The 24,978-nt window shown below is 44.7% G+C and carries 23 protein-coding genes and 2 pseudogenes; 14 read left to right on the plus strand and 11 right to left on the minus strand.

Annotation, left to right across the window (positions count from 1 at the left end; all coding sequences use genetic code 11):
* Positions 1 to 53 precede the first annotated feature (53 nt).
* Positions 54 to 1,052 carry a porphobilinogen synthase gene (gene hemB, locus FJD32_RS10750; protein WP_140907016.1) on the minus strand — a complete coding sequence of 333 codons (999 nt, stop codon included), beginning with the start codon at positions 1,050 to 1,052 and terminating at the stop codon, positions 54 to 56.
* 378 nt (positions 1,053 to 1,430) lie between these two features.
* On the opposite strand from hemB, the gene tsaB reads away from it, so the two are divergent.
* The 7 genes from tsaB to rnd all read left to right on the plus strand — a co-directional run bounded on the left by tsaB (position 1,431) and on the right by rnd (position 8,177).
* Positions 1,431 to 2,141 (plus strand): tRNA (adenosine(37)-N6)-threonylcarbamoyltransferase complex dimerization subunit type 1 TsaB, encoded by a 711-nt coding sequence (tsaB, locus tag FJD32_RS10755; protein WP_140907015.1) that lies wholly within the window; start codon positions 1,431 to 1,433, stop codon positions 2,139 to 2,141.
* Between the two features lie 143 nt (positions 2,142 to 2,284).
* Positions 2,285 to 2,593 (plus strand): hypothetical protein, encoded by a 309-nt coding sequence (locus FJD32_RS10760; RefSeq protein WP_047533683.1) that lies wholly within the window; start codon positions 2,285 to 2,287, stop codon positions 2,591 to 2,593.
* A complete protein-coding gene (locus tag FJD32_RS10765; RefSeq protein WP_037419184.1) occupies positions 2,586 to 3,293 on the plus strand; it encodes a M50 family metallopeptidase in 708 nt (235 codons plus the stop codon). Before FJD32_RS10760 ends, FJD32_RS10765 begins: the two co-directional genes overlap by 8 nt.
* A 130-nt stretch (positions 3,294 to 3,423) precedes the next feature.
* A complete protein-coding gene (locus FJD32_RS10770; protein WP_037430429.1) occupies positions 3,424 to 4,236 on the plus strand; it encodes a class I SAM-dependent methyltransferase in 813 nt (270 codons plus the stop codon).
* Between the two features lie 21 nt (positions 4,237 to 4,257).
* Positions 4,258 to 5,124 (plus strand): alpha/beta hydrolase, encoded by an 867-nt coding sequence (locus FJD32_RS10775; protein ID WP_140907014.1) that lies wholly within the window; start codon positions 4,258 to 4,260, stop codon positions 5,122 to 5,124.
* A 199-nt stretch (positions 5,125 to 5,323) separates the two neighbouring features.
* Positions 5,324 to 6,997, plus strand: coding sequence for a long-chain-fatty-acid--CoA ligase FadD (gene fadD, locus FJD32_RS10780; protein ID WP_037430423.1), 1,674 nt, complete (start codon positions 5,324 to 5,326; stop codon positions 6,995 to 6,997).
* 70 nt (positions 6,998 to 7,067) lie between these two features.
* Positions 7,068 to 8,177 (plus strand): ribonuclease D, encoded by a 1,110-nt coding sequence (rnd, locus tag FJD32_RS10785; protein ID WP_181159823.1) that lies wholly within the window; start codon positions 7,068 to 7,070, stop codon positions 8,175 to 8,177.
* Positions 8,178 to 8,356: 179 nt separating this feature from the next.
* Here rnd and minE read toward each other — a convergent pair whose 3' ends face one another.
* Genes minE through minC form a run of 3 tightly spaced genes read right to left on the minus strand, consistent with a single transcriptional unit; the run spans position 8,357 to position 10,119 of the window.
* Positions 8,357 to 8,614 carry a cell division topological specificity factor MinE gene (gene minE / locus FJD32_RS10790; protein ID WP_007648439.1) on the minus strand — a complete coding sequence of 86 codons (258 nt, stop codon included), beginning with the start codon at positions 8,612 to 8,614 and terminating at the stop codon, positions 8,357 to 8,359.
* 2 nt (positions 8,615 to 8,616) lie between these two features.
* Positions 8,617 to 9,426, minus strand: coding sequence for a septum site-determining protein MinD (gene minD / locus FJD32_RS10795; RefSeq protein WP_037419172.1), 810 nt, complete (start codon positions 9,424 to 9,426; stop codon positions 8,617 to 8,619).
* Between the two features lie 27 nt (positions 9,427 to 9,453).
* The gene (minC, locus tag FJD32_RS10800; protein WP_037419169.1) at positions 9,454 to 10,119 is read right to left on the minus strand and encodes a septum site-determining protein MinC; all 666 of its coding nucleotides are present in this window, start codon (positions 10,117 to 10,119) and stop codon (positions 9,454 to 9,456) included.
* A gap of 122 nt (positions 10,120 to 10,241) precedes the next feature.
* On the opposite strand from minC, the gene FJD32_RS10805 reads away from it, so the two are divergent.
* From FJD32_RS10805 to FJD32_RS10815, 3 genes are all read left to right on the plus strand, one after another.
* Entirely contained in the window at positions 10,242 to 10,520 is a 279-nt protein-coding gene (locus tag FJD32_RS10805) for a YcgL domain-containing protein (protein ID WP_037430455.1), read from the plus strand.
* 249 nt (positions 10,521 to 10,769) lie between these two features.
* On the plus strand, positions 10,770 to 10,928 hold the full coding sequence (locus FJD32_RS10810; RefSeq protein ID WP_181159821.1) for a hypothetical protein: 159 nt from the start codon (positions 10,770 to 10,772) through the stop codon (positions 10,926 to 10,928).
* A gap of 301 nt (positions 10,929 to 11,229) precedes the next feature.
* Entirely contained in the window at positions 11,230 to 11,670 is a 441-nt protein-coding gene (locus FJD32_RS10815; protein ID WP_037419163.1) for a YcgN family cysteine cluster protein, read from the plus strand.
* Between the two features lie 189 nt (positions 11,671 to 11,859).
* Here FJD32_RS10815 and FJD32_RS10820 read toward each other — a convergent pair whose 3' ends face one another.
* Positions 11,860 to 12,354 (minus strand): peptidylprolyl isomerase, encoded by a 495-nt coding sequence (locus FJD32_RS10820; protein WP_037419214.1) that lies wholly within the window; start codon positions 12,352 to 12,354, stop codon positions 11,860 to 11,862.
* Between the two features lie 22 nt (positions 12,355 to 12,376).
* The gene (locus FJD32_RS10825) at positions 12,377 to 13,792 is read right to left on the minus strand and encodes a DEAD/DEAH box helicase (RefSeq protein ID WP_140907013.1); all 1,416 of its coding nucleotides are present in this window, start codon (positions 13,790 to 13,792) and stop codon (positions 12,377 to 12,379) included.
* 353 nt (positions 13,793 to 14,145) lie between these two features.
* On the opposite strand from FJD32_RS10825, the gene FJD32_RS10830 reads away from it, so the two are divergent.
* A complete protein-coding gene (locus FJD32_RS10830; RefSeq protein ID WP_140907012.1) occupies positions 14,146 to 15,924 on the plus strand; it encodes a DUF885 domain-containing protein in 1,779 nt (592 codons plus the stop codon).
* Between the two features lie 166 nt (positions 15,925 to 16,090).
* Here the strand turns inward: FJD32_RS10830 and FJD32_RS10835 are convergent, their stop codons facing one another.
* A complete protein-coding gene (locus tag FJD32_RS10835; protein WP_037419155.1) occupies positions 16,091 to 16,411 on the minus strand; it encodes a hypothetical protein in 321 nt (106 codons plus the stop codon).
* A gap of 218 nt (positions 16,412 to 16,629) precedes the next feature.
* Between FJD32_RS10835 and FJD32_RS10840 the strand changes: the two genes are divergently transcribed.
* Positions 16,630 to 17,124: a putative 4-hydroxy-4-methyl-2-oxoglutarate aldolase gene (locus FJD32_RS10840; protein WP_037419152.1), complete on the plus strand. Its 495-nt coding sequence runs from the start codon at positions 16,630 to 16,632 to the stop codon at positions 17,122 to 17,124.
* A 38-nt stretch (positions 17,125 to 17,162) separates the two neighbouring features.
* Positions 17,163 to 17,393, plus strand: a pseudogene (locus tag FJD32_RS10845) (AsmA family protein); the annotation flags it as partial.
* Positions 17,394 to 17,411: 18 nt separating this feature from the next.
* On the opposite strand, the gene FJD32_RS10850 reads toward FJD32_RS10845, so the two are convergent.
* Together FJD32_RS10850 and FJD32_RS10855 are read right to left on the minus strand one after the other, a co-directional pair.
* Positions 17,412 to 19,022, minus strand: coding sequence for an IS1634-like element ISSpu7 family transposase (locus tag FJD32_RS10850; protein ID WP_205403045.1), 1,611 nt, complete (start codon positions 19,020 to 19,022; stop codon positions 17,412 to 17,414).
* Between the two features lie 170 nt (positions 19,023 to 19,192).
* The gene (locus FJD32_RS10855) at positions 19,193 to 20,401 is read right to left on the minus strand and encodes an IS4-like element IS10A family transposase (RefSeq protein ID WP_001206290.1); all 1,209 of its coding nucleotides are present in this window, start codon (positions 20,399 to 20,401) and stop codon (positions 19,193 to 19,195) included.
* 102 nt (positions 20,402 to 20,503) lie between these two features.
* On the opposite strand from FJD32_RS10855, the pseudogene FJD32_RS10860 reads away from it, so the two are divergent.
* Positions 20,504 to 22,087: pseudogene (locus FJD32_RS10860) on the plus strand (AsmA family protein); the annotation flags it as partial.
* Positions 22,088 to 22,306: 219 nt separating this feature from the next.
* Here the strand turns inward: FJD32_RS10860 and FJD32_RS10865 are convergent.
* A complete protein-coding gene (locus FJD32_RS10865; protein ID WP_037427661.1) occupies positions 22,307 to 23,854 on the minus strand; it encodes a LysM peptidoglycan-binding domain-containing protein in 1,548 nt (515 codons plus the stop codon).
* A 251-nt stretch (positions 23,855 to 24,105) separates the two neighbouring features.
* On the minus strand, positions 24,106 to 24,909 hold the full coding sequence (gene gloB / locus FJD32_RS10870) for a hydroxyacylglutathione hydrolase (RefSeq protein ID WP_140907682.1): 804 nt from the start codon (positions 24,907 to 24,909) through the stop codon (positions 24,106 to 24,108).
* Between the last annotated feature and the right edge of the window lie 69 nt (positions 24,910 to 24,978).

Raw genomic sequence — 24,978 nt, forward strand, 5'->3', positions numbered from 1 at the left:
TTAGGGTGGCGTTTCCGTTAATTGCTTGCCTGATAGGCTGAAGACTCAGTGCATTAACGGGATTGCGCTAACCACTCGGCATATTGTTTTGCGTAATAACTGACAATTAAATCGGCGCCGGCACGCTTTAACCCTATAAAGGTTTCGGTGACGACGGCGCGCTCATCGAGGGCGCCCGCCAGTGCGGCAAACTTAATGCCGGCATATTCGCCGCCGACTTGATAAGCCGCTAAGGGAAGGTGGGTTTCTTGTCTTAGGCGACTTAACACATCCAAATAGGGCGTGCCGGGTTTCACCATCAAAATATCCGCGCCTTCCTCTTCATCGAGCAGCGCTTCGAGCAAGGCTTGGCGACCATTGGCGTAATCGAGTTGGTAGCCTTTACGGTTTCCACTAAGTTCACAATCCACCGCGGCCCTAAAAGGCCCATAGAAGGAGGAGGCGAATTTGGCTGCATGGGCCAAAATGGCAATGTGTTCAAATCCTGCCTCATCCAGTCCTTGGCGAATGGCTTTTATCTGGCCGTCCATCATCGCCGATGGCGCCAGCATATCGGCTCCGGCTTTGGCGGCGGTAATGGATTGTTTGACTAAGTTAGCCACGGTTTGATCGTTACAGACTTCGTCATGGTGCAATACGCCGCAGTGTCCATGGTCGGTATATTCACAAAAACAAATATCGGGGATCACCATTATCTCTGGCGCGGCGGTTTTGATGGTGCGGATCATCCGTGCGAGTAAGCCATTGTCATCCCAAGTGTCGCTGCCCTGTGCATCTTTGGTGTGGGAAATACCAAAGGGCATCACATAGCGGATCCCTAGGGCGTAAAGCCTTTGGATTTCATCGGCAAGCGCACTTTCGGGCAGACGGCAGATCCCCGGTAAGGTTGAAATGGGTACGGCTTGGTTGATGTGCTCTTCAATAAAAAGTGGGTGAACTAAGTCGCTTAGGGAAATCTGGGTTTCACGCACGAGATCACGCATGGCTTCAGTGCGGCGTAGGCGTCTTAAACGGCGAAGAGGTTTGAGGGATTTTTCTTGTGTACTGCTCATTGAATTTCCTTATTAACAGTGTAAAAGCATCACGCGAAGTTTCGCGTCAAAGGGAGAGAGTTAAAACGATGCTTAGGTTGTACTTGTTGGTGCTTTAGTGAACTTGATTAAGTGAGACAAAAGCTTCAGCACTGTTTGCTCAGACCTAAAATAGGGCAAAAGTTTCCCTGTATTTGGACCAAGGCCGAAGAGGTTGTTGAGTTAGTGATGGCGATCACAAACCCAGCGCTAAGCCAATCGAGCCATTAGCCGCCGTTTTAAAGCCTTTGCTTTCGATTATTTGATGTTATCATTTGCGCCAATTTACACTTGGTATAGTGCAGGGCTTTAATAAGTCGCTATTCTTCTGCCCAACTATACCCACAGCGCGGTTTTTATATGACAACACCCCAAGACTCTGTTTGTATTCTCGCCCTCGACACTTGTACCGAAGCTTGTTCGGCTGCCCTGTATTATCAAGGACAGGTTTTTGCTGAGTTAGCCGATGCGCCTCGGGAGCATAGTCAGCGTTTATTGCCCATGGTGGAAGCAGTATTAAAACAAGCCAATGTCGGCTTAGATAAACTGGATGCGATTGCCTACGGCCGTGGGCCAGGCAGTTTTACGGGGATCCGTATTTGCACCAGCATGACTCAAGGTTTAGCCCTAGGGTTAGACTTACCCGTTATCGGCATTTCCACCTTAGCGGCCATGGCACAAATGGCGATTGCTGAGCACGCTGCCGAGCAAGTGCTCTGTTGTATCGATGCGCGCATGGGAGAAGTGTATTGGGGCCAATTTGTTGCCGTCGATGGCATTGCTACATTAGTCGGTAAAGAGGTAGTGAGCGCGCCAGAGCAGGTCGAGCTGGTATTCGATCTTAATAAAGCCATTGTCGGCTGTGGCTCTGGGTTTGATGCTTATCCCGAGTTATTAGCTCTAGGCAGCGGCATTACCTCCTTAGCGGCGGTGAAGTATCCCGATGCCCGAGCCATGTTAGCGCTGGCCGAAGCGGGTATCAAAGCGGGATTAACCACCAGTGTCGATGAACTCGAGCCTGTATATCTTCGTGATACTGTGACATGGAAAAAGTTACCGGGACGTGAATAAACTGTTCATTATTCCCCATGATACGTTAGAATCTAAACTGTCTGCATTGGTTCACGATGTAGACATCAAATCTTAGTTAGGCGTTTGTCACAACAGCCTAATAATACTAACTAGGACTACTAGGATATTAACTGGGCATTTCGATGCAGGTAAATTCGCTTCAAACGAGTTTGACACAAGCGGTTGCGAGTAATCGCCCCGCGATCATACAGGGAATGTCGCCCACGGAAGCGCCGCGCCCTGTGATTGAGCTCGATGCGGTTTCTGCCTTAGCCTTTGACGATACCGATGAAGGATCATCACAAAACCTACAATCCAGACTCGGTGCCCAACTCGAATACGAGCAAAGTACCCGAGGACATCAAGGGGCTATCGCCCAATACCTACAAACGCAACATGCCGCCAAACGTGAAGAGATTCAGCAGATGGTGGGTGTGGATATTTATGCCTGATAGTGCGTCCGTGTCTTCTCAATCCCGTTTTACACCTCGTTTAACTGGCGGCCTTCCGAGCCGTGGTTTGTTTATCATCGAGCTGATGCTGGCCCTCATTTTGACGCGCATTCCTTATCTGAGTGTACCTTTTAAGTGGTTAGAGAGCTATTTCCACGAGTTGTCCCATGGGATCGCGACAGTGCTCAGTGGCGGCATAGTGAGTCATATTCAACTCTTTCCCAATGGTGCGGGTTTTTGCTTTAGCCAAGGTGGCTCGCCACTGGTGATTGGATTTGCGGGCTATTTTGGCGCAGCCTGTTGGGGATACCTTATTTATCTGTTGGCGACTTGGCCTAAGGGCATTCGCCTAAGCTTTGCGTTTTTAGGCGGTTTAGTGGTGCTAAGTGGCCTGCTGTGGGGGCGAGATTTGCTCACCTTAGCCATTTTAGCGGTACTGACGATAGTGTTGTTACTGCCGTTAAAACTCAGCAAAAATAAAATCCTCACGCAATTTTTACGCATTATTGGTTTGATGATCATGCTCAATGCGCTGGCAAGCCCAACGGTATTGCTCGGACTCGAAGGGCAGGGCGATGCGGTGCTGCTGGCTGATCGTTCATGGATACCAGCGTGGATTTGGGTCGCCATTTGGTTGTTTTGCAGTATCTGCGCCTTGTATATGGCTTGGCGGCGGGTGGATTCCGCCATCTCTCGTTAATACATCGCACATTAATGCTCCTATGGCATCACAAATATTTACAGCCTAAATGGTCAACTTATGCGGCTAATTCTTGGATTTTTTTATATAGACTGCTAGCTTAAGTCTTCGGTATCCAAGGAGAATTATTATGAAAAAAGTCACACTCATCGCCAGTATGCTGATTGCTGGTCTCTGTTCCGGTATGGCCAATGCAGATGAAGCATTAGATAAAGCCATTAAAAGTGATTTTCGCCAAGCCAAAAACGCTAGCCGCGATATTTATCGTCACCCCGCAGAAACCCTTACATTTTTTGGTATAACCCCAACACAAACCGTGATTGAACTTTGGCCAGGTAATGGCTGGTACACTGAAATCCTTGCCCCTTATCTTGCGCCTAAGGGACAATATATTGCCGCCAGTTTCGAAACTACCCCCAGCACGGACACCCCTGGTAATCGCTATCGAGCCAATGCCGGCGTGAAATTCGATACTTGGATGACGGCCAATAAAGCCTTATTTGGTAATGCGAAAATGGTGGTTCTCGACCCTCCAGCCAAAATGAATTTAGGTGCCGATGGCAGTGCTGACTTGGTATTAACTTTCCGTAACTTACATAATTGGGCTTCAAGCGACCAGCTCGAAAACGTGTTTGCCGCTTCTTACAAAGTGCTTAAAGATGGCGGTGTATTTGGCGTCGTCGAACATAGAGCCAATAAAGGCATGAATATGAGCACGGGCTATATGGATCAAGACGAGATGATCGCGCTGGCCAAAAAGGTCGGTTTCACCTTAGCCGAAAGCTCCGAAATCAACGCCAATCCGAAAGACACTAAGGACTATGCCAAGGGAGTATGGACGTTGCCACCTTCCTTTGCTTTAGGTGATACAGATAAAGAAAAATACCAAGCAATTGGTGAGAGTGATCGCATGACGCTCAAATTTGTCAAAAAATCCCGCTAATCACCTGACATTAGAGGCAATATGTGGCAATCTTTCGCCCCCAAAAATCAAGTCGAGTTTGTGTTACCCCATATCAAGCTGAGTGGTCGATTATGGGGAGCGAAAGATAAGCCATTATTGCTCGCGTTGCATGGCTGGTTAGACAATGCCAACAGTTTTGAGCCTCTCGCTGAGTATTTGTCAGATTACCAAATTCTTGCCATAGATTGGCCCGGTCATGGTTTTTCGGCGCATCGGCCGGGACATTACCCATTACACTGGATTGACTATTTATACGATCTCGATGCGTTACTGGCGATTTTGCCACAAAAGCCACTGGCTATTATTGGGCATTCATTAGGGGGGATTATCGCCTCTGCGTATACGGCAGCATTTCCAGAAAAGGTTAATAAGCTGATTTTAATTGAGGCCTTAAGCCCCTTATATGAGTCAGCAACCCAAACCAAATCGCGGCTGAGGAAAAGCTTTTACCAACATGAGAAATTTTTAGCGCAAAAACATAAACGGATGAGAGTCTACGATAGTCTGGAAACGGCAGTTAAGGCTAGAGTGCATTTAACCGGATTGGCCGAACCGTGGTGTCGACTATTACTTGACCGCAATATGCAAGCGACTTCTGATGGAGTTGTTTGGCGAAGTGATCCAAGATTAAGGCTCGACTCGCCAATGCGACTGACCTTTGAGCAGGTTGATGCTTTAATGCAAAATATTTCGGTGGTTACCTTACTCATCTGCGGCAAACAAGGTTTTAGCCAATTACATACGGCGCTACCTAAAGCAAGGAAATGGTTCAGCAATTTGTCTGAACATATGCTTGAGGGGGACCATCATGTGCATATGGATAATGCGCAAGCGGTTAGTCAGTTAATCCAACGTTTTGTCGAATAATTGCTTTTACTAACATAAAAAAGACACTAGGTTTTTTGTTTCTTTTATGTGATGATGATCAAAATTAAAACGCCCGTATGATTTATCCGGGTAAATCAATAACAATAAAATGTAAGTCGGTATTTTAACTCGGTATTTGTCGAGTATTAGCGGTAGTAAGGGTACCGTGTCCGCAGTTGTGGGGATTTAGGAGAAAGTAGTGGATCAGCCTTGGATTAAACATTTACCAAAAGATGTGCCTGCTGAGATTAATGTGGATCAGTATTCATCGCTTATCGATATGTTCGAGACCGCGGTGGCTAAGTATGCGGATCAACCTGCATTTATCAACATGGGGGCCACGCTAACTTACCGTAAACTTGAAGAAAGTAGCCGTGCTTTTGCTGCTTATTTACAAAATGAATTGAAGCTACAAAAGGGCGATCGTGTCGCACTGATGATGCCCAATCTGTTGCAATATCCTATTGCGTTATTTGGGGTATTACGTGCTGGTATGGTGGTGGTTAACGTTAACCCACTTTATACCCCGCGAGAGCTCAAACATCAGTTGATTGACTCGGGCGCCAAAGCCATTGTTGTGGTGTCTAACTTCGCCCGCACCTTAGAAGAAGTGGTCGATCAAACGCCCGTGAAAAGTGTCATTATCACTAGTTTAGGCGATCAACTAAGTGCGCCAAAACGCACCTTAGTTAACTTTGTTGTTAAATATATTAAAAAACTGGTGCCTAAATACGATCTACCCCATGCCCTTTCGATGCGCGAAACCTTGTCAAGAGGTCGCAGAATGCAGTATGTCAAACCCGTAATCACTGGGGGTGACCTTGCCTTTTTGCAATATACTGGTGGTACGACTGGGGTTTCAAAGGGCGCCATGTTAACCCACAGTAATGTGGTGGCAAACGTGTTGCAGGCCAACGGTGCTTATTCTCCGGCACTGCGGGATGGTACTGAATTTGTTGTAACTGCATTACCGCTTTACCATATTTTTGCCTTAACAGTGAATTGCTTACTGTTTTTACATAAGGGCAGTCAGAACCTCTTAATCACTAACCCTCGGGATATTCCAGGGTTTGTGGCTGAACTCAAGAAATATCCTTTTACCGCCCTGACAGGTGTTAACACCCTGTTTAATGCCTTAGTGAATAGTAGTGATTTTGCTGAGCTGGATTTTTCTCGCCTCAAATTATCCATTGGTGGCGGTATGGCCGTGCAAAAAGCCGTGGCCGATAAATGGCAGAGCATCACTAAAACCCGTTTACTTGAAGGTTATGGGTTAACTGAAGCCTCGCCCCTGTTAACATGCTGTCCCTATAACTTAGACGGTTATAACGGTTCTATCGGTTTTCCTGCGCCATCTACACTCATTCAAGTGCGTGATGATGCGGGTAATGTGTTGCCCCAAGGCGAGACAGGTGAGCTATTTGGCAAAGGCCCACAGATCATGAAAGGCTATTGGCAGCGTCCAGAAGAGACAGCCAAAGTGATTGATAAAGACGGCTGGCTCGCCACGGGCGATATTGGTTATATGGATGAACAGGGTTTCTTCTATATTGTTGATCGTAAGAAAGACATGATTTTAGTTTCTGGCTTTAACGTCTTCCCCAATGAAGTGGAAGAGGTTGTTGCTTTACATCCTAAGGTGATAGAAGTTGCGGCAGTAGGGGTTCCTAATGATGCGAGTGGCGAGTTAGTGAAGGTGTTTGTGGTGGCGAAAGATAAATCTTTAACCGCTGAAGACATCATTAAGCATTGCCGAGTGCATTTAACGGGATATAAAGTGCCGAAGCTGGTAGAATTTAGGGACGAGTTACCTAAAACCAATGTGGGTAAGATCTTGCGACGAGAACTGAGAGACGAAGTCAAGCGCGCGTAAGATTGAAGCCGGCAATAAGCCGGCTTTTGTTTTTATGGATGTGATTATCCCACAGGAACTGGAGAAGAATTTGTCAGTGTTTCACTATGTGAGCGACGAAGCGAGCCTCAATGTCCTCGTCGCTCAATATCAACAGAGCGCAGTACTGGTATTAGATACCGAGTTTGTGCGCACACGTACGTATTACGCTAAGCTTGGCCTGATCCAAGCTTATGATGGTAACACCTTAGCTTTGATTGACCCTGTGGCTTTACCCAATCTCGGTGCATTTTGGGCTTTGTTAGATAATCCAAACATTATCAAGCTAGTACATTCCTGCAGTGAGGATTTAGAAGTCTTCGCCCATTATGGCCAGCGCCAACCTACGCCCTTATTTGATAGCCAAATTGCGGCTTCATTATGCGGTATGGGCCATGGCTTAGGTTATGCCAAGTTAGTCGAAACCTGCTTAGGTGAAGTGATTGATAAGGGCGAGTCACGCACCGACTGGATACGTCGTCCCTTAACCGAGGCGCAACTTAGCTACGCCGCCAATGATGTGTTGTATCTTTATCAACTTTATCCGCAACTCGCCGACAAGCTTAAAGCGCAAGGCCGTTTAGATTGGCTTTATGAAGAAGGTGAGCGGATGACTGAAGGGCGTTTAGCTCCTCCCGATGTCGAGACTGCATACCTTAAAGTAAAAAACGCATTTCAATTAACCGAGCCTCAATTGGCTTACCTTAAAGTGCTGGCTAAATGGCGTTTAGAAAAAGCTTTGGCACGGGATTTAGCCTTAGGCTTTGTGATTAAAGATCATGGCTTGATTGCGCTAGCGAAAAAACAGCCTAAAAGCATAAGTGATTTGTTTAAATTGAACGATTTAACTGAGCAGGAAAAACGCATCCACGGTAAAGATATTTTACGGGTAATGCAGACTGCTGACTTAAACAATCTGCCGGAGCTAGTTGATGTTTTAGCGCTTAAACCGGGTTATAAATCCGCCTTTAAGACCATTAAAACCTGTTTAACCGAACTGTGCGAACAGCATGCTATTCCGATGGAAATGCTGGGCTCCAAACGTCATATTCATGAGTATTTACAATGGCGTTGGGATAAACAACAAGGGGAATTACCGACAGTATTAAGCGGTTGGCGCGGAGACATTGCGGCCGAGTCATTGGCAAAGCTTGAAGTTTAAGTTTTACAGATTAGGCGCCAATATTTTGCTTTTAACATTTCGGTTTTGACCTAAGATTTGATGCCTAAATTTGCATTTAAGATGTTAGGCCTTGATTTTACCCCAGCTAAAGCATGGGGGTAGGAGAAAGGCGCAGCAGAAAGCGTCATCCCCATTTGAGGATGACGCCAACGCTCGACTTATCTGTCTGGCAACGTCACGTTAAGTTCGAGTACCGACAAGTTATCGTCATTCTGATCTAATTGCACTGAAACTTGATCATCCGAAATCTGCACATACTTGCGGATCACGGCGATGATTTCTTGCTTCATCTGCGGGAAATAGTCAGGTGTATCGCGTTGTCCACGCTGATGGGCCACAATAATTTGTAGTCGCTCTTTTGCCATTACCGCGGTGCTAGGCTTTTTCTTGCTTTTGAAATAGTCGAGTAAAGACATAATTAGCTACCAAATATCCGTTGTAAGAAACCTTTTTTCTCTTCCGTAATAAAGCGTACTGGGACATCTTCACCCAATAAACGCGCGACAGTGTCACTATAAGCGGCGCCTGCATCACTTTCTTGATCGATAATCACAGGTACTCCGGAGTTTGATGCCTTGAGTACGGATTGTGATTCAGGGATAACGCCAAGCAAATCAATGGCAAGGATTTCTTTTACATCGTCAACACTTAACATTTCGCCCGATTTTACCCGACTTGGAGAATAACGAGTCAACAGTAAGTACTCTTTTATCGGCTCTAAACTGAGTTCTGCGCGGCGTGACTTACTTTGCAGCATTCCTAGAATACGGTCAGAGTCGCGAACCGAGCTTACTTCAGGGTTGGTCGTCACAATGGCGATATCGGCAAAATACAATGCCATCATCGCGCCTTGCTCAATACCTGCAGGGGAATCACAGATAATAAATTCAAATTCTTTGGCTAAATCGTCAAGCACACGGCCCACGCCTTCTTTTGTTAGGGCGTCTTTATCACGAGTTTGCGAGGCTGGCAGTACAAACAGTTTTTCACAGCGTTTATCTTTGATAAGTGCCTGATTTAAATTCGCTTCACCGTTGATGACATTGACAAAGTCATAGACGACGCGGCGCTCGCAGCCCATGATCAGATCCAAGTTACGCAAGCCTATATCGAAATCGATAACAACAGTTTTATGCCCTTGTAGTGCAAGTCCAGTTGCAATCGCCGCACTGGATGTGGTTTTACCAACACCACCTTTACCTGAAGTGACAACAATAATTTGTGCCATGTTTCTCTCTATCCTTTTTTGTGCCATTTAGAGGGGCAATGATTCAACGATAAGCGACTCGCCATTTAAGCGAATGCAGCCGCCTTTATCTGAGCTATGTTGTTGTAGATTTTCAGCGAGCCAATATTGCCCTGCTATTGAAACTAATTCTGCCTCGAGGGAATGAGCAATGATTACCGCACTGCTGTCGCCAGCTGCGCCCGCCATGGCCTTTCCTCGTAACGCACCATAAATATGAATGCTACCATCGGCGATGACTTCTGCGCCATTACCTACCGCACCAAATATGATTAAATCGCCATTTTTTGCATAGACCTGCTGACCTGAGCGGATATTTTGCTTCAAAATCTTAGTTTGACGCGGTGCTGGTGGGGGGGCGACGCTTTGTTTACCCGCTTTGACTATGGCAAGTCCGAGTGTTTTAGCTTGGTTGCTCAGGACGTTAGTTGCACCAGTAATTCCTACAATAACTAACTGGCGGGAAAGTAATAACTCTTTTAAGCCCTGTAAATTAAAATCGTTATCTTGAATGGCGCTGAGATTGACGACTAAAGGGGCACCCAGAAAAAATTGGGGAGCTTGTGCCAATTTGCTATCTAATTCAGCCATGACAGCATTTAAATCGCTGTTATTAATATGAAGCACTGAAAGAGTAAAAGAAGCGCCTTTTAACTCTAAGCTAGGTTTTGACATCCCGGCACTATTCTCCAGAAATCATCAGTCGGTTCGCTGATTTGCAATTAAATTACTAGGCGACCATGTTATAGTGTGCCCCATTGACTGGCAAGTTTGAACTATTGGATATTTATACTCTTATGCTATGTGCGGTTTATAAAAGTAGTCGAAAGGCTGACACTTACTTATTTGTAAACAAAAGGGACTGTTTCGACGACGTTCCTCAGGCGTTGTTAGATATGTTTGGTGTGCCTCAGTTAGTGATGGTATTCCCGATTGCTAAGCGTGAATCACTCGGTATCGCCGATATTCATAAGGTCAGAGCAGCACTCAAGGAAAAGGGATTTTATTTACAAATTCCGCCACCGCAGGTTAATTTATTGGCCGAGCACAGAGAAAGCCTTGGGATTCAAGACTAGTCTGTAACTGTGCACAGGGTAAATGCCAAAGACAGTCTTTAAATCTGTTGCAGCATATAGAAAGCTCCTCTTGCCCTTAATTCGTAAGGGCAAGTCTCCTTCTTTAATGCTCTCCTCTTAAATTTAAGCAGCCGCAGACATTAGGGCGTGTTGACGTTTCGAGATTAGATTTTGTTTGTTCTGGCAAGCTCGTGCTCGCAAAACGAGGAATGATGTGTAGTTATTCTACTCAAATGACGAGCAGCTCTTATGACAGAAAGTAAGAGCAAGAGCTTGCCTGACGAACCCTTCGGGCAGCATTTGACTGACGTTTCTGCTGCGTTATCGTCCGTTGATGTAGAACAACTACATAGCACGGACTTTGCCTTGCATAAACGCCAGCCAAATTGCTGCAAAAATAACCCTTAAATGTCAACACGCCCTAGTAAGTGGCAACCATTGGGGTAAGGCATCTCGATAATAGTGATTTGCCCAATCATCAAAATATTCATGCCTTCGTCTCACATGTCTTATGGCGCTGAGTCATCAAGGTCTTTCGTCTATAACAATTACCGTGCCTTAATGCGCTGGCAAGCGGTGAATTATTTAGATGAGTGCGATTATTTAGGCATCTTTGTGGTGAATGTATCGGAGAGAATTAAGCATCCCCTGTAAATTGGTGTAAAATGGCCCGCATTGAGCGGATTTTTATATGAAGATAAGCGTAAACATGGCATTTTGGCAGAATAAAGCGTTAACCGAGCTGACGTCGCAGGAGTGGGAGTCCCTCTGTGATGGTTGTGGTAAGTGTTGTTTAAACAAATTGATTGATGATGAAACTGAAGAGCTGTATTACACCAATGCGGCTTGTCTATTACTCGATCACCAAAGTGCCAGCTGCAAACATTATAGTGACCGTTTTAGCCATGTTCCCCAATGTACTGTGATTACTGCGCAAAATGTCCATGAACTCACCTGGCTACCCGATAGCTGCGCCTATCGCCGTTTGGCATCTGGCAGAGACTTACCAAGCTGGCATCCATTACTTACGGGGTCGAAGGAAGCCATGCACCTTGCAGGCATGTCGATTCAAGGCAAAGTGGTAGATGAGCGCAGGATTAAGGATATTGAAGACCATATCGTGCTGTGGCCGCTTAAAGATCTGGATTAATACCATTCAAGCAGCTTTTGTCTGTAATATCAGATAGTAATGAACAAAAAGGAGCAACTAACCATTTCGGTTGATTGCTCCTTTTTTCTATCTCGAGTTTAAAACCAAAGCGTTATTTATCAAGGAATGGTGGCGTTATTGCTGGACCATTGCTCAGTCACGCAAAACAATTTTACCGATTAGATAAAGTCATTCAATAATCGTCACTTTTTCGATAATGATGGGTTCACGGGGCACGTCTTCATGGCCCGCTACTCGCGTGGTTTTTACGCCTTCAATTTGCAGCACAACCTCGAGTCCCGCTGTGACTTTACCAAATACCGCATAACCCCAGCCGTTATTGGTGGGTGCCGTATGGTCTAGAAACTCATTATTGGCAGTATTGATAAAAAACTGCGCGGTTGCCGAGTGTGGCGCATCGGTACGGGCCATGGCGATAGTACCAAATACATTCGATAGGCCTTTGTTGGCTTCGTTGACAATTGGTTCGTGGGTGGGCTTTTCTTTCATTTTGGCGGTAAAGCCACCGCCTTGGATCATAAAGCCTTTGATTACACGATGGAAAATCGTGTGATCATAAAAACCTTCTTTACAGTAACGAATAAAGTTTTTGGCGGTAACGGGGGCGCGCTCTACATCAAGTTCGAGGGTTATATCGCCAAAATTTGTCGTGAAAATAATCATATGCTGCGCTTCTGTTAGTGAGTTATTTGGTGTGAGATCCACTAAGCCAAGGATTAAATGATAGAGATGTTTCACCTTGTGTTTGTTGTTTCTCGGTGCTTTCGCTCACATCGGGTTGTGTTAACCTTGTCGCTTGCTTAGGTTGCGGCTTGGATTTAGCACTACGGTGCTTTTTCGCCTGAGTCGCCTCAAAGGTGCCGGGTTTTCCACTGGAATAGGGCAAGGCTTGAGCTTTTTTATTGGGTTTATGCGCTGATGTAGAAGCCGATTTGGGCACAAAATCGAGAATTGAAATAGGCACCGCTTTTTTAGGCTCAAACCCCTCGATATGCTTGCGCTCGATAATATGGCCTAAACGGCGCTCAATGGCGCACAGATTTCTAAAATCGTCCTTAGAGACAAAGGAAATGGCTTCACCTTGATTACCCGCGCGGCCGGTGCGGCCAATGCGATGGATATAGTCATCGGCTTCATCGGGTAAATCGTAGTTAATCACTCGCTCGAGCGCATCGATATCGATACCGCGTGACGCAACACCGGTCGCGACTAAAAAGGAGACTTTACCCGCTTTAAAATCGATAAGCAGTTGCTCGCGCACCGCTTGGCTGCGACCACTGTGAAAAGCCTCCGCGGTAATGCCACGCTTTTCTAACTGGCTAACCAATTTGGCAGCGCCGTGTTTGGTTTGGATAAAAATTAATGCCTGTGCCCAGTTATTCTCTTTAATTAAATGGCTCAATAGTGCGGATTTTCGATCTTTATCAACGGTCGTTAACCACTGCTCAATTTGCGTTGAAGCGGCATTTTTACGACTGATTTCAATCTCAATGGCATCCGGAATAGCAGTTTTAGCCAGTGCTTTGACCTGTTTTGATAAGGTTGCCGAAAATAGCAGGTTTTGCCGCTGCTCAGGCAGCTTTTCAATAATGCTATTAATATCTTCGATAAAGCCCATATCGAGCATACGATCGGCTTCATCCAGCACTAATACTGAGACTTCATCAAAGCGAATGGCTCTTTGAGTATACATATCCAGCAAACGCCCAGGCGTTGCAACGAGCAGATCAACCCCTTCAATCAGACGTTTTTTTTGCGGCGCAGCATCAACACCGCCGTACATGGCCATGGCCGTTAATGGCAGGTATTTGGCATATTGATTGATGTTTTGTTCAACCTGCAGTGCCAGTTCCCGTGTGGGGGTAAGAATGATGGTACGTACCCGTTTAGGACGAATTTTGGGAGCGTCAGCAAATCGATGCAGCAACGGTAATACAAAACTAGCCGTTTTACCTGTACCGGTTTGGGCTGCGGCTAGCACATTTTTCCCCGCAAGAATGCTGGGAATGGCCTGAGCTTGTATTGGCGTTGGGCTTTGGTAACCCAGTTCAGTCACGGCTTTGATAAGCGCGCTGTGTAATCCAAGTTGGGTGAATGGCATTGAGGATCTCAACTAAATGATTTATTGGCAAACTGTTAGCGTGGCGCAAACAGCGAAGCAGGTCGCTATTATAGCAGTAGCATTATTGAAATAGGGGATTATCTCAACTTTGCGGTTAGTTCGAGGGGTTAATAAATGGGCTTACAAATTTGTAACTGGGCATGTATTAGATATTAACATTGCTGCAATTAGGCGGCTGATATGATTAACTAAAGTAATGTTAAATACGCCTGACGAGCGCGCTTTCAGGCGTTTATCGCCAAATTCAATACGCCTAGCATTCGTTTTACCAGCTTGCTTAGGGTAAGCATTACAACAACGCGTTGGTATAAATATAAAAAGGACAATAAAGAATGAGAAAAACCACCCTATCCCTTGCGATATTGTTATCGTTCACCGGCCTTGTAGGCTGCCAATCCCAATCAGACCAAACCTCGCCAAGTAAAGTGGTTAGTGGTGAAGTTAGCACGGTTTCTTTTGCGCAGTTTAGTAATGCTTTTATCGATGATTTGTGGCAATTATCACCAACATGGGCGCTATATAGCGGCAAGCATGTTAATGATGGCTATTTAGAAATCCCCAATGAAGCTAGCCGTGTTAAGACACTTGCCTTTGTAAAAAACCAGCAGGCAAAGCTGAAACAGTTTGAACTTAAGTCTCTGAGCTCTAACGAAACCATCGATTATCATTTGATTGATAACCTGTTAAATAGCATGGCGTGGGATATCACTGACTTTAAATCTTGGCAATGGGATCCCTCTAGCTATAACGTGGCGGGCGGTTTTGCACAAATCATCAATGAAAACTTTGCGCCGCTGGATGACAGATTACGCTCGGTATTGGCTAGGATGGAAAATATCCCAGCTTATTACGCCGCAGCAAGAAGTAATATATCGAAACCAACCCTAGAGCATACGGAACTTGCTGTAATGCAAAACCAAGGTGCGTTTTCGGTATTCTCCGATGATTTATTAAAACAAGTGGCGGATTCCGGTCTGTCGGATGCGGAAAAATCGCTGTTTAAATCCCGCTTCGATACGGCAACGAAAGCAATTAATGAACATATTCGGTGGTTAAATGCACAGGTTGACTTACTGAAAAAAGAAGGTGCCCGTAGCTTTAGGATCGGTGAAGAATTATACGAGCAAAAATTTGCCTTTGATATCCAAGCGGGCATGACGGCTAAACAGCTCTATCAAAAAGCCATGGCAGATAAAGATAGGGTCCAAGGTGAAATGGCCAAGATCACCGATAAACTTTGGCCTAAATATTTTACAACGCCAAAACCAAGTGATAATAAAATCGCCATCCGCCAATTAATTGATAAATTGTCGACTGAGCACGTCAAACGTGACGACTTTGTTAGCGAAGTCCGTAAACAAATTCCTGAGTTGATTGAGTTTGTAAATCAAAAAAAATTAGTGACTTTAGACCCTAAAAAACCATTAGTGGTTCGTGAAACTCCGGAGTATATGCGTGGTTATGCTGGAGCGTCGATTAGTGCCCCTGGCCCCTATGATAAATTAGGCAATACCTATTATAACGTCACGCCACTCGATGGTATGAATGATGAATCCGCTGAAAGCTATTTACGCGAATATAACCATTGGATATTACAGATTTTAAATATCCATGAGGCGATTCCAGGGCATTACACTCAATTAGTGTATTCCAATGAGTCACCAAGCTTAGTGAAAAGCTTATTTGGTAATGGCGCAATGGTCGAAGGTTGGGCCGTTTATACCGAACGCATGATGCTTGAAGAAGGTTATGGCAATTTCGAGCCTGAAATGTGGTTGATGTATTACAAGTGGAATCTACGTGTTATCTGTAACACTATCTTGGATTACAGCATTCATGTTAAAGGCATGACTGAAGATCAAGCCATCAGCCTGATGATGGATGAAGCCTTCCAGCAGCGAGCTGAGGCGGAAGGTAAGTGGCGCCGTGCCACCCTAAGCCAAGTACAGTTGACCAGTTACTACTCGGGTTACCGTGAAATTTACGATTTCCGCGAAGAATATAAGCAGCTCAAAGATAAGGATTTTGATCTCAAAGCATTCCATGAGAAGTTTTTAAGCTATGGCAGTGCGCCAGTGAAATATATTCGTCAGTTAATGCTAGAAAAATAAGCCAATAATTGAAAGGGTGCCATCAATGGCGCCTTTTCACTGGCTGTTTTGATATAAATTGCGTGGATGAATACGTCTGAATTGATACAACGATTAATTTAGGCCGTACAGCAGATTCTGTATGGCCTTGTTATAATTGTTTCTTTCTGAAAGGCTGTTTTCGGTATTATTTTTTGTTGGGTAACTCAGCCATAATAGCTAATACATCTTCGTATGAAATGTTAAACTCTCGAGAAAGGTTAATAATTTTAGTCTTATAGGTTTGAATATTTTCTTGCTGTGCAAGTTGGTGTTTCTTTTCTTCAACTAGTTCGTTAACAGTTTCTTGCAATATTAATAAGCGACGCAAACTGTAATCAAGGGATTTGATGTATTTCCCCATTTGTTGTTTATTACGGGCTTGCTCAAGATCCGTTGAGACTTTTTTCTCATATCCATATTCATCGAGTGCAGCGATAGCGCTTTGCAAATCTAGATCAGTTGTCATTTGGTGTTCACTTTATTACGAGACGTTGAGAAGCGAAAGAATGAATGCCTTAACCCAAGAGGGTATCACAAGCGTTTTACTATCGCAGATTATAATGTTTATGCCAATGCTGACCAAGTATTAAAGTGCTAAAACCAATAAAAAGCTGGTTTTCTCATAGTACTTGTCGGCGTCTACAATAATGAGTAGTCTAAACTTTTCGCCAAGTGGAGATTGAAATGCTTGATCTATTACCCGATTTGTTTGATCACTATCCATCAAAGCTCACTTTGTTGCCGCTAGCGTTTCGTGCTTATGGCGGTAAGAAGTTGTTTTGGGGTGAAGTTGTGACGGTCAAATGTTTTGAAGATAACTCCAAAGTGAAAGAAGTTTTAGCACAACCAGGTCAAGGGAAAGTGCTTGTTGTTGATGGTGGAGGCTCATCCCGTCGTGCACTGCTGGGAGATTTAATCGCCCAAAGCGCCATGGATAATGGTTGGCAAGGTGTGATTATCAATGGTTATGTTCGGGACGTTGCTAGACTGAATACTTTTAATTTAGGGGTTTATGCCTTAGGCGCGATGCCCATCAAGACTGATAAGAAAGATCAAGGGCAAGTCAATGTGCCTATCGAGTTTGGCAGTGTTACAGTCAAACCCGGTATGATGGTTTATGTTGATGAGAATGGCATTGCCATCAGTGAGGAGTGTTTAAATTTCGCATTTTTAAGTTAAGTTTTTAAATTCAAGATGTTATTGATAAGGATGTTTTCATGAAATTCATTAAGTGGTTTTTAGCACTGCTGCTAACCTTAGTCGTTACTGTCACCTTATATCTCACCGTTTTTTTTGACCCTAATGATTTTAAGCCAGAAGTTGTCAACGCTGTTAAAAAACAAACTGGGCGCGAGTTAGTAATAACCGATGACTTGTCATGGACATTTTTTCCAACCATAGGGATTAATTTAGGGGGTGTTTCCCTATCTAACCCTGAGGGATTTACCCGACATTCCGCAGCTAATTTAGGAATAAACTACCTCATAGAATCTACCGAGTAATTTGAGTAGTTGTGTTTGGTGATCTTGAAGTCCAGTGATGGACCTTTGGCCGTTAATCTCTAGCGTATCTATGCCTTCGAATTGCAAGAAGACCCAACGTGCCGTCGGTCTGGAGGTCGTCTTGTTCTTTACCATACTTGGGAAGAACGCTTCGGTTTGTGCGAGTTGTTCTCTGATTTTGTGTTCTAAACTAGCGTAAACAAGCAAGCTCAACGTCATTATCATTAGCAACGCTTCAATGCGCTCAGGCTTTTTCAAGAAGATGGAAGAGGTTAAAAACTCAGGGCTTTTTAGAAAACGGAAGCCGCGCTCGACTTTTTGTTGCGATTTGTAATGTGCTAGAAGAGCCGCCATGGTGAGTGCTTCATTGTCGGTGTCATTCGTCGCGAGGATAAACATGCCTACTTTGAGCTTAGCCAGTTTTACTTTTTCTAGGTCGGTGAAGGGGGCGGCTTCGATAAAGTATTGGTATCCTGTCGGTGCTTCATCTGTCTTTGGGCGGCCCGAATGAGAGTAAGTCGGCTGTTTGATGAGAGTGCCTTGTTCAAACCCAAGTAAGTCACATTGTTTCTTGAAATCGTTAAACGCTAATTCTGCGTCAACTTCACAAGCGAATGGTTTTTTACTTAGCTTTTCCAACGCTTTGATTTCTTTTGCTATGTTTTTCTCTAAGTTCTTGAAGAAAGTGATTTCTTCCCGCTTGGTGGCCTGTTCACTGTGAACGAGCAACCAACGTTGATTGACCTTTCCGTAATCCGAGTCTATCCAACATCCTGAGTAGCCATGACCGATAGTGCTTAATTGCTCTGGCTCTAGCGCAAGTAGTGCTTGTTTTGCGAGCTTGATGGTCATGGGGACACGGGTAATGAATTTTTGATTTTGCTCATCTAGCGAGGAGATGCTTTCTTCGGTGTACAAAGCGGCATCAGCGATAAAGTAACGACTATTTTGCGCGGCTTTTAGGCAATGTATGTGTCTTTTAGTGACTTCAGCGAATGCCTTGGCATCATTGGTGTTACCACTCAGTGCTTGCATGTAAACAGGAATACCTGCTTGGTTTTCACAGATGAGTTCAAGCACGACTTGGTTAAGCTCTGGCCTATGATCCCGACTATAACCTCTTACAAGCTTAATCACGTTGGTGTTTTCATCTTGTGCATACTCACCATCAACGTGGAAGCTAGTGATATCAAGATGAACAGAATCGGTCGTCAAGCCCAGTTTATCAACAACACGCTCAGCAATAACCTGATAGAGCGCTGAGACATCGGCTTCGTATAGAGCATCTAATGTGCGGCCTAGTACATCATCAGTCAGGTGGTGTGCTTCAATGTCTTTGGCGAGTAGCTTAGATACAGGCTTGGTCTTAAAAAAGTCCGAGAACATGTGCAGTGTTCTGCTATGAAAGCCAAGTCCATTTAGGAGCATGGCCAATACCGCGTCACCATGAGAAACATTGTGGTCAGAATATTTTGGGATAACGGCATCTATCATCCGTGGCAGGCCAATTTCGTGACAAAAGGCGGCAATGAGACCAAGGTGATCTAAGCGTTTAATAACAGGATGGGTAGACATATTTTGAGACCGTCAAATAGCAGTAATAGATCAAAACTGTCGATCGCGGTCAAGATGGTGTCGTAGTTTTTATGAAAAGCTGATCGCCAGATCACACTATTTAAATTCTGGAATTAGCTGCGGAATGACGGATTTACTCCAAAATCGATGCTTGAAGCTGAAGGATCCCCTCATAAATCAGCCATAGCATAGCCATATTTGAGCAACTGATTGGCGAATAATACCCAGGCCGCCAGCAATTCTTTCTCCGTGATTTGATAATCAGGCCGCCTGAGTACCTCCAATCCCAAGCGAATCGTTGAGAGTACCGTTCGATGCCCAATGGTATTGGCCTGAAAATGCTTATCCCAGCCCTGTTGCTGTGCGTGTAAACCAACTAGCCACAACAGGCATTGAACCATCAACGCTATCAGTAGGATGATGTCGAATCGCTCTGGACTGTTGGTACGACTTTGGCGTAAGCCAAAGCCGTATGCCGGGCTTTTGAGGTCACGAAAGGTTTCCTCTATTTGCATACGTTTGGCGTACAGGTTTACCAGCTGCTTTGGGCTCCGAGATTCTGGTGGTAAATTGCTGGCTAACACCCAAGGCTCTTTCGCCGATGTTGAGTACGTTTTTGCCGATGGATGGTGGCAATTAGTCCTCGTTGAACGCTGATTTGTACGCCCCTTAGGTTTGCTACGATAAAGCGTGAGATGGCAATTGATAGGGTTAGTTTTGGTCAAGGTCTTACAACCCAGGCTCTTCGCTTGACCGTTGGCCAAGTCATGTGTACTGCGAACTGCACGCCAATTTTCAGCGCCAATATCTGCAAATTGAACTGTACCGCGAATACGGCTTAGCCAAAACCAACCATGCGCCTCAACCTCTTTGTACCAAGGCACTTTGAACCCCGCGTCAGTCACGATGAGAGGGGTAACATGCAAAGGTAAAATCTTGGCTAAGTCCGCTAAAAAACCGTTGTGGGAGGCCTTAGAGCATTGTTCTGATAGGGGATAGGACTTCTCATACAGGGTAATAGAGCGGCCATTGAAGGCTATTGAGGCGCGCAGAGCCATGATGCGTTTATGCTCTCGGATGTCTGACCAATCGACGAGCACAATCGGCATAGGGTTACCAGAACAGATGAGGCTGGCATGCCATTGGTAGACAGCTAACCGTTCTTGATGCAGATGCGTGTTGCCGAGCAAACGATCAATGCGCTTGATGTTGTGCTTGGTTCGGGCCGTGGTTGGTAAATTTCGACCTAACTCAGTCAAGGTCAGTGTCTTACATTCAATCAGTGCCTTAGAGGCCAGCATCAAGCTGTTTAATCGTTTTAGGTGAAGTTCTGGGCAGTATTGGTGTAAAGAATGTTGTAGGATATTGGCTTCGCGCATCTTGTTGTCCAAGTGTAGTTTTTGGAGAAACCATTTGATCATGCAACAAGATGCGCTTCCACCCTAATTTGATGATTTATTTGTAAATCATCAGGGGATTCTTCAGTGCTTGAAGTTAATAAAGCCGTAGCTGAGGTTGAGCTTATACCGCTGTTTAGCAAGCAAATTGAAATCGCTCAGCTCACTCTTGATGGCGCAAAAATCAATTTGGTCACCCGTAAAAATGGTAGCTCAAGCCTAGATGGCTTAACGGGCAAGAGCACTGAGCTATCTGCTACCCCATCTGAATCAAGTGCTAAAGCACAATTAGCCAGTATCGATGTAGGTGGCATTTCTATTACGAATACGCAAATCAATTTAATTGATGAAGCTAAAGGGCAAACCCAAACCTTAACCTTAAAACAGTTCACTTTGGGGGCATTTTCACTCGATAAATTTGCGCCGATGGCCTACGAATTTGCCGCGACCTTGCCGGATATGACAGTGAGCAGCAAAGGCGAAGGGCAAATCAAGTTAAGTCATGATTTTAATCAGCTGGTGATTGAGAAGCTGGATATTGAGACTCAAGTTGAAGGCGAGGGGATCCCTAATAAAAAATTGACCGCCGAGGTTAGTCTAAACAGCCAAATCGCATTAGATAAAAAGCAGTTATCGGCGGACATCAGTAAATTAACCGCAATGGATATCAATGCCGCGGGTAAGTTGACCGTCAGTTACGGGAGCAAAGTGCCGAAAATTAGTGCGGATTTCCAATTTGGGGATATTGACCTCGATGCTTTGCTACCAAAATCTGACACTTCAGAAGAACAAACCGCAGCTGCGTCTTCACAGACTCAGGCTGTTGAACCCGATTTAACGGCGCTTAATGGTTTGGATGCGAAGCTAATATTGGCGGTTAAATCGATCAAAGTCGCGAATTTGTCTACGCAAAATTGGTTAATGGATTTAGGCATTAAAAATGGTGAGGTTGATCTTAAGCAGCTAAGTGCAGATCTCTACCAAGGTAAGTTAATGCTCAATGCTCAGGTTGATGCGCGATCAAAAGTGTCAAGTTACCAATTTGATAAGCAAATATCAGGTGTTCAAATTCAACCATTACTTAAGGATGCGGCCAAGCTAGATATTCTGGCGGGAACGGCAAATTTTAATGTAAAAGGCAAAGGTAAGAGCTTAATTCCTGAACAATTAAAGAAAAACCTCCTCGCGAATGGTCGTTTTGATATCACCGATGGTGCCCTTTACGGTGTCAATATCCCGCAGATGATCCGTAGTGCTCAGGCTAAATTAAAGGGGGATTTGTCTGCGGACACGAAAGAGGAGCGTAAAACCGACTTCTCGAGCCTAACCGGTAACTTCTCCCTTGAACATGGTGTAGCGACAAACCCTGATCTCGCTATGTCTTCACCTTTGCTTAGGCTTGCGGGTAAGGGCAGCGCGGATCTCTTGACGCAAACTCTGGATTATCGGTTAACGACCAGTTTAGTCAATTCCCTTAAAGGTCAAGGTGGCAGTGAGAAAGATGCGCTGGCAGGAATTGATATCCCTCTCGCTATTACCGGTACTTTCCAAAAGCCGGAATATGCCTTAGATACTCAAGCGTTATTAAATAATCAGTTGAAGGAAGAGACTGATAAAGCGAAAGAAAAATTAAAGGATTCGCTACTTAAAAAGTTGGGCGGCTTGTAGGTATGCAAGATTTGCGTGCTCTGTCATCTCCTACGTCAACAGTCGATGTGTGAGCGTAACCGGCAACGTTCTGCTCGAAAGATAACGGCGTATTGAGCCAATAAAAAAGCAGTAACCCAGAGGTTACTGCTTTTTTATGTTGATCTTTATTTTAGATGCAAGACGATTTTATTAACAAATTAAACATAAGGTATTTAGAGTGATTCACACTTAAATGCTTTATGTATTTAAATTGCTTTCATCTACAACCAGTTTCAACACTTGACCGGGTTGAATATATTGTGATGCGGTTAAGCCGTTCCATTCGCGAAGTTCAGGAACAGTCACCTTAAACTTGTTTGCAATTCGCGCGAGTGAATCACCAGCCTTAACTTTGTAGCTGACGGTTCGGATCTGCTCGTTATCGTGTTTTTCTTGTGGTGCAACAATCGTCAATTGCTGACCACTTTGTAATTTGCTGTCTTTGCTTAAATGGTTCCAAGTCATTAATTGTTTGACGCTAACATTATGTGCTTGGGCAATTTGCCACAAACTATCACCGGATTTTACTTTATAGGTCAACTTGTTACCCGAGGTGGCAACAGCGGCCTTTTTAGGTAATTTCTGACTGGTTGATAGGGCATACAGTTGTTTATCATCAGCAGAGACTGGGATAATTAGCGGTCTTCCAGCAATGATATTGTTGTTTTTCATACCATTAGCAGCACGGATCGCATTGATGCTTGTATGATGTTTTTCTGCAATAGACCCTAAACTATCTCCAGGCTTAATCGTATATCTAAGCCAGCTTACACGGGCCTCACTTTCTGTTTCTGCAAGTGCTTTTTTGAACTCTTCAGATTTATCAATGGGTAATACTAAAGTATGTGGGCCCATTGGTGAGGTTGCCCAGCGATTGTAACCTGGATTGAGCTTTAATAGCTCATTGGTAGTCATATTGGCGAGACCTGCTGCCATGGCTAAGTCAATTTGACTGTCTATATCAACCACTTCGATTGAAGGGCTGTTATCAATGGGTGCCAGAGTTATGCCATATTCATCGGCATGTTTAATCACTTCAGCGAGCGCCAATAACTGTGGCACATAACGTTTGGTTTCTTTTGGGAGATCGAGCGACCAAAAATCGGTTTTAAGACCTTTATCTTCGTTGCGTTTAATCGCATTGAGTACGCGTGACTCTCCTGAGTTGTAGGCCGCAATTGCATAAAGCCAATTATTATTGGTTTTATCGTACAAATATTCGAGCATATCTAGGGCTGCTGTCGTGGATGCAGGCACATCGCGACGGCCGTCATACCACCAGTTCATTTCTAACCCAAAGTGGCTAGCCATCGGGGTGGTAAATTGCCAAAGCCCTGAGGCAGCACTGGCCGAAGAAGCACTGGGATCGAAAGCGCTTTCAATAATCGGAAGCAGGGCTATCTCGATTGGTAGATGGCGTTTTTCAAGCTCTTCGACGATCAAATACATGTAAGGCGCTGCACGCTCAGAAATCAATTCAAGGTGTTTAGGGTTGTTAATGTACCAATCGCGATAATAGTTAACGAGTTTCTTGTCTGGAATGGGTAACTGCATTCCTTGACGAATTCGTTCCCATACATCAGTAATTTGCGCCGATTCAGGTTCGGTTGCGAGATAATACTGTGGGACGGTATTTTCGGTCGTGACGGTTTCAGCTTCAGGTTTGGGCACCTGAGGGTTGTCTAACGTCTGACAACCTGTGAGTAGGGCAAATCCCCCTACTACAACATAAAGTGATACTCTCATGGAAAACGATAGTCCTCTGTTAGTGCATTGCCACTGCACTTTTCGTACAACGTAAATTATCTAACGAATTGATTATGTGAAAAAAAGTGGCAACACAGAGCGCAAAGTATTCACGCAAAAACGAGCCATTCTATGGGATCTTTTCGAGCTTGTCCCTAAATTATCGTACATCTTGTAGGGTCACTTTTGATTTACGTCATCAAAAGTGGAAAAATCTGTATAAATTTCAGCCATAAATGGATCGTTTTTTACTAAAAAATATCTTTCCACTGCCGAAGTAGGGCAAAACAGCTTACTTCATCAGCTTTAGTCAGATCTTGGTCACAAAACTTACTTTTTATGCTGTTGACTATGGTAGGCGCTAACGGACGAAGGAAGGGATTGATTGCCCGCTCTAACCCTATGGTGGAGGGGATAGTGGCTTTGTTTTGGCCACGCATTGTGGTGGCTTGCTCTACATACTTGTTGAGTGCGGCGTTATCTGCATCTACCTCTTGGGCGAATTTAAGATTCGCAAGAGTATATTCATGGGCGCAGTACACTCGAGTCTCATCGGGTAACGCCGCGAGCAAACTTAAGGATTGCCACATTTGTGCAGGGGTGCCCTCAAATAAACGACCGCAGCCTGCACTAAAGAGTGTATCACCACAAAATAGGGCACCATCAAGTAGATACGCTATATGACCAGCAGTATGCCCAGGTACAGACAAGATGTGTATGGGCGCATCGATAAAGGGCAATGTAAGTGTATTGCTCTGTGTAGGGTCGATTGGCTGATTGATGCCTTGAATAGCTTCACGTTGCGGACCGTAGACAGTCAGGATCTGGTCTGTTGTCTGCTTAACATGGGCGGCGAGGGCGGTTATTCCACCTGTATGATCATGATGATGATGAGTGATCAAAATACCCGCTAACGTAAGTTGATGTTTACGTAAGTAGTCGAGCACAACATGTGGGTCGCCAGGATCAACCACATACACCGTTTGCTGGGAGTCTTGTCGCAACACCCAGATATAATTGTCATTAAAGGCATTAATCGCTGTTATAGTGAGCATAGCACCGCCGATAGCTGTATTTTGATTTCAAGATGAGGTTATTATCCACAGGTGGATATCAGTTGGCGA

Origin of the sequence: Shewanella sp. LC6 (assembly GCF_006385735.2) — a bacterium.
Classification (GTDB): Bacteria; Pseudomonadota; Gammaproteobacteria; order Enterobacterales; family Shewanellaceae; genus Shewanella; species Shewanella xiamenensis.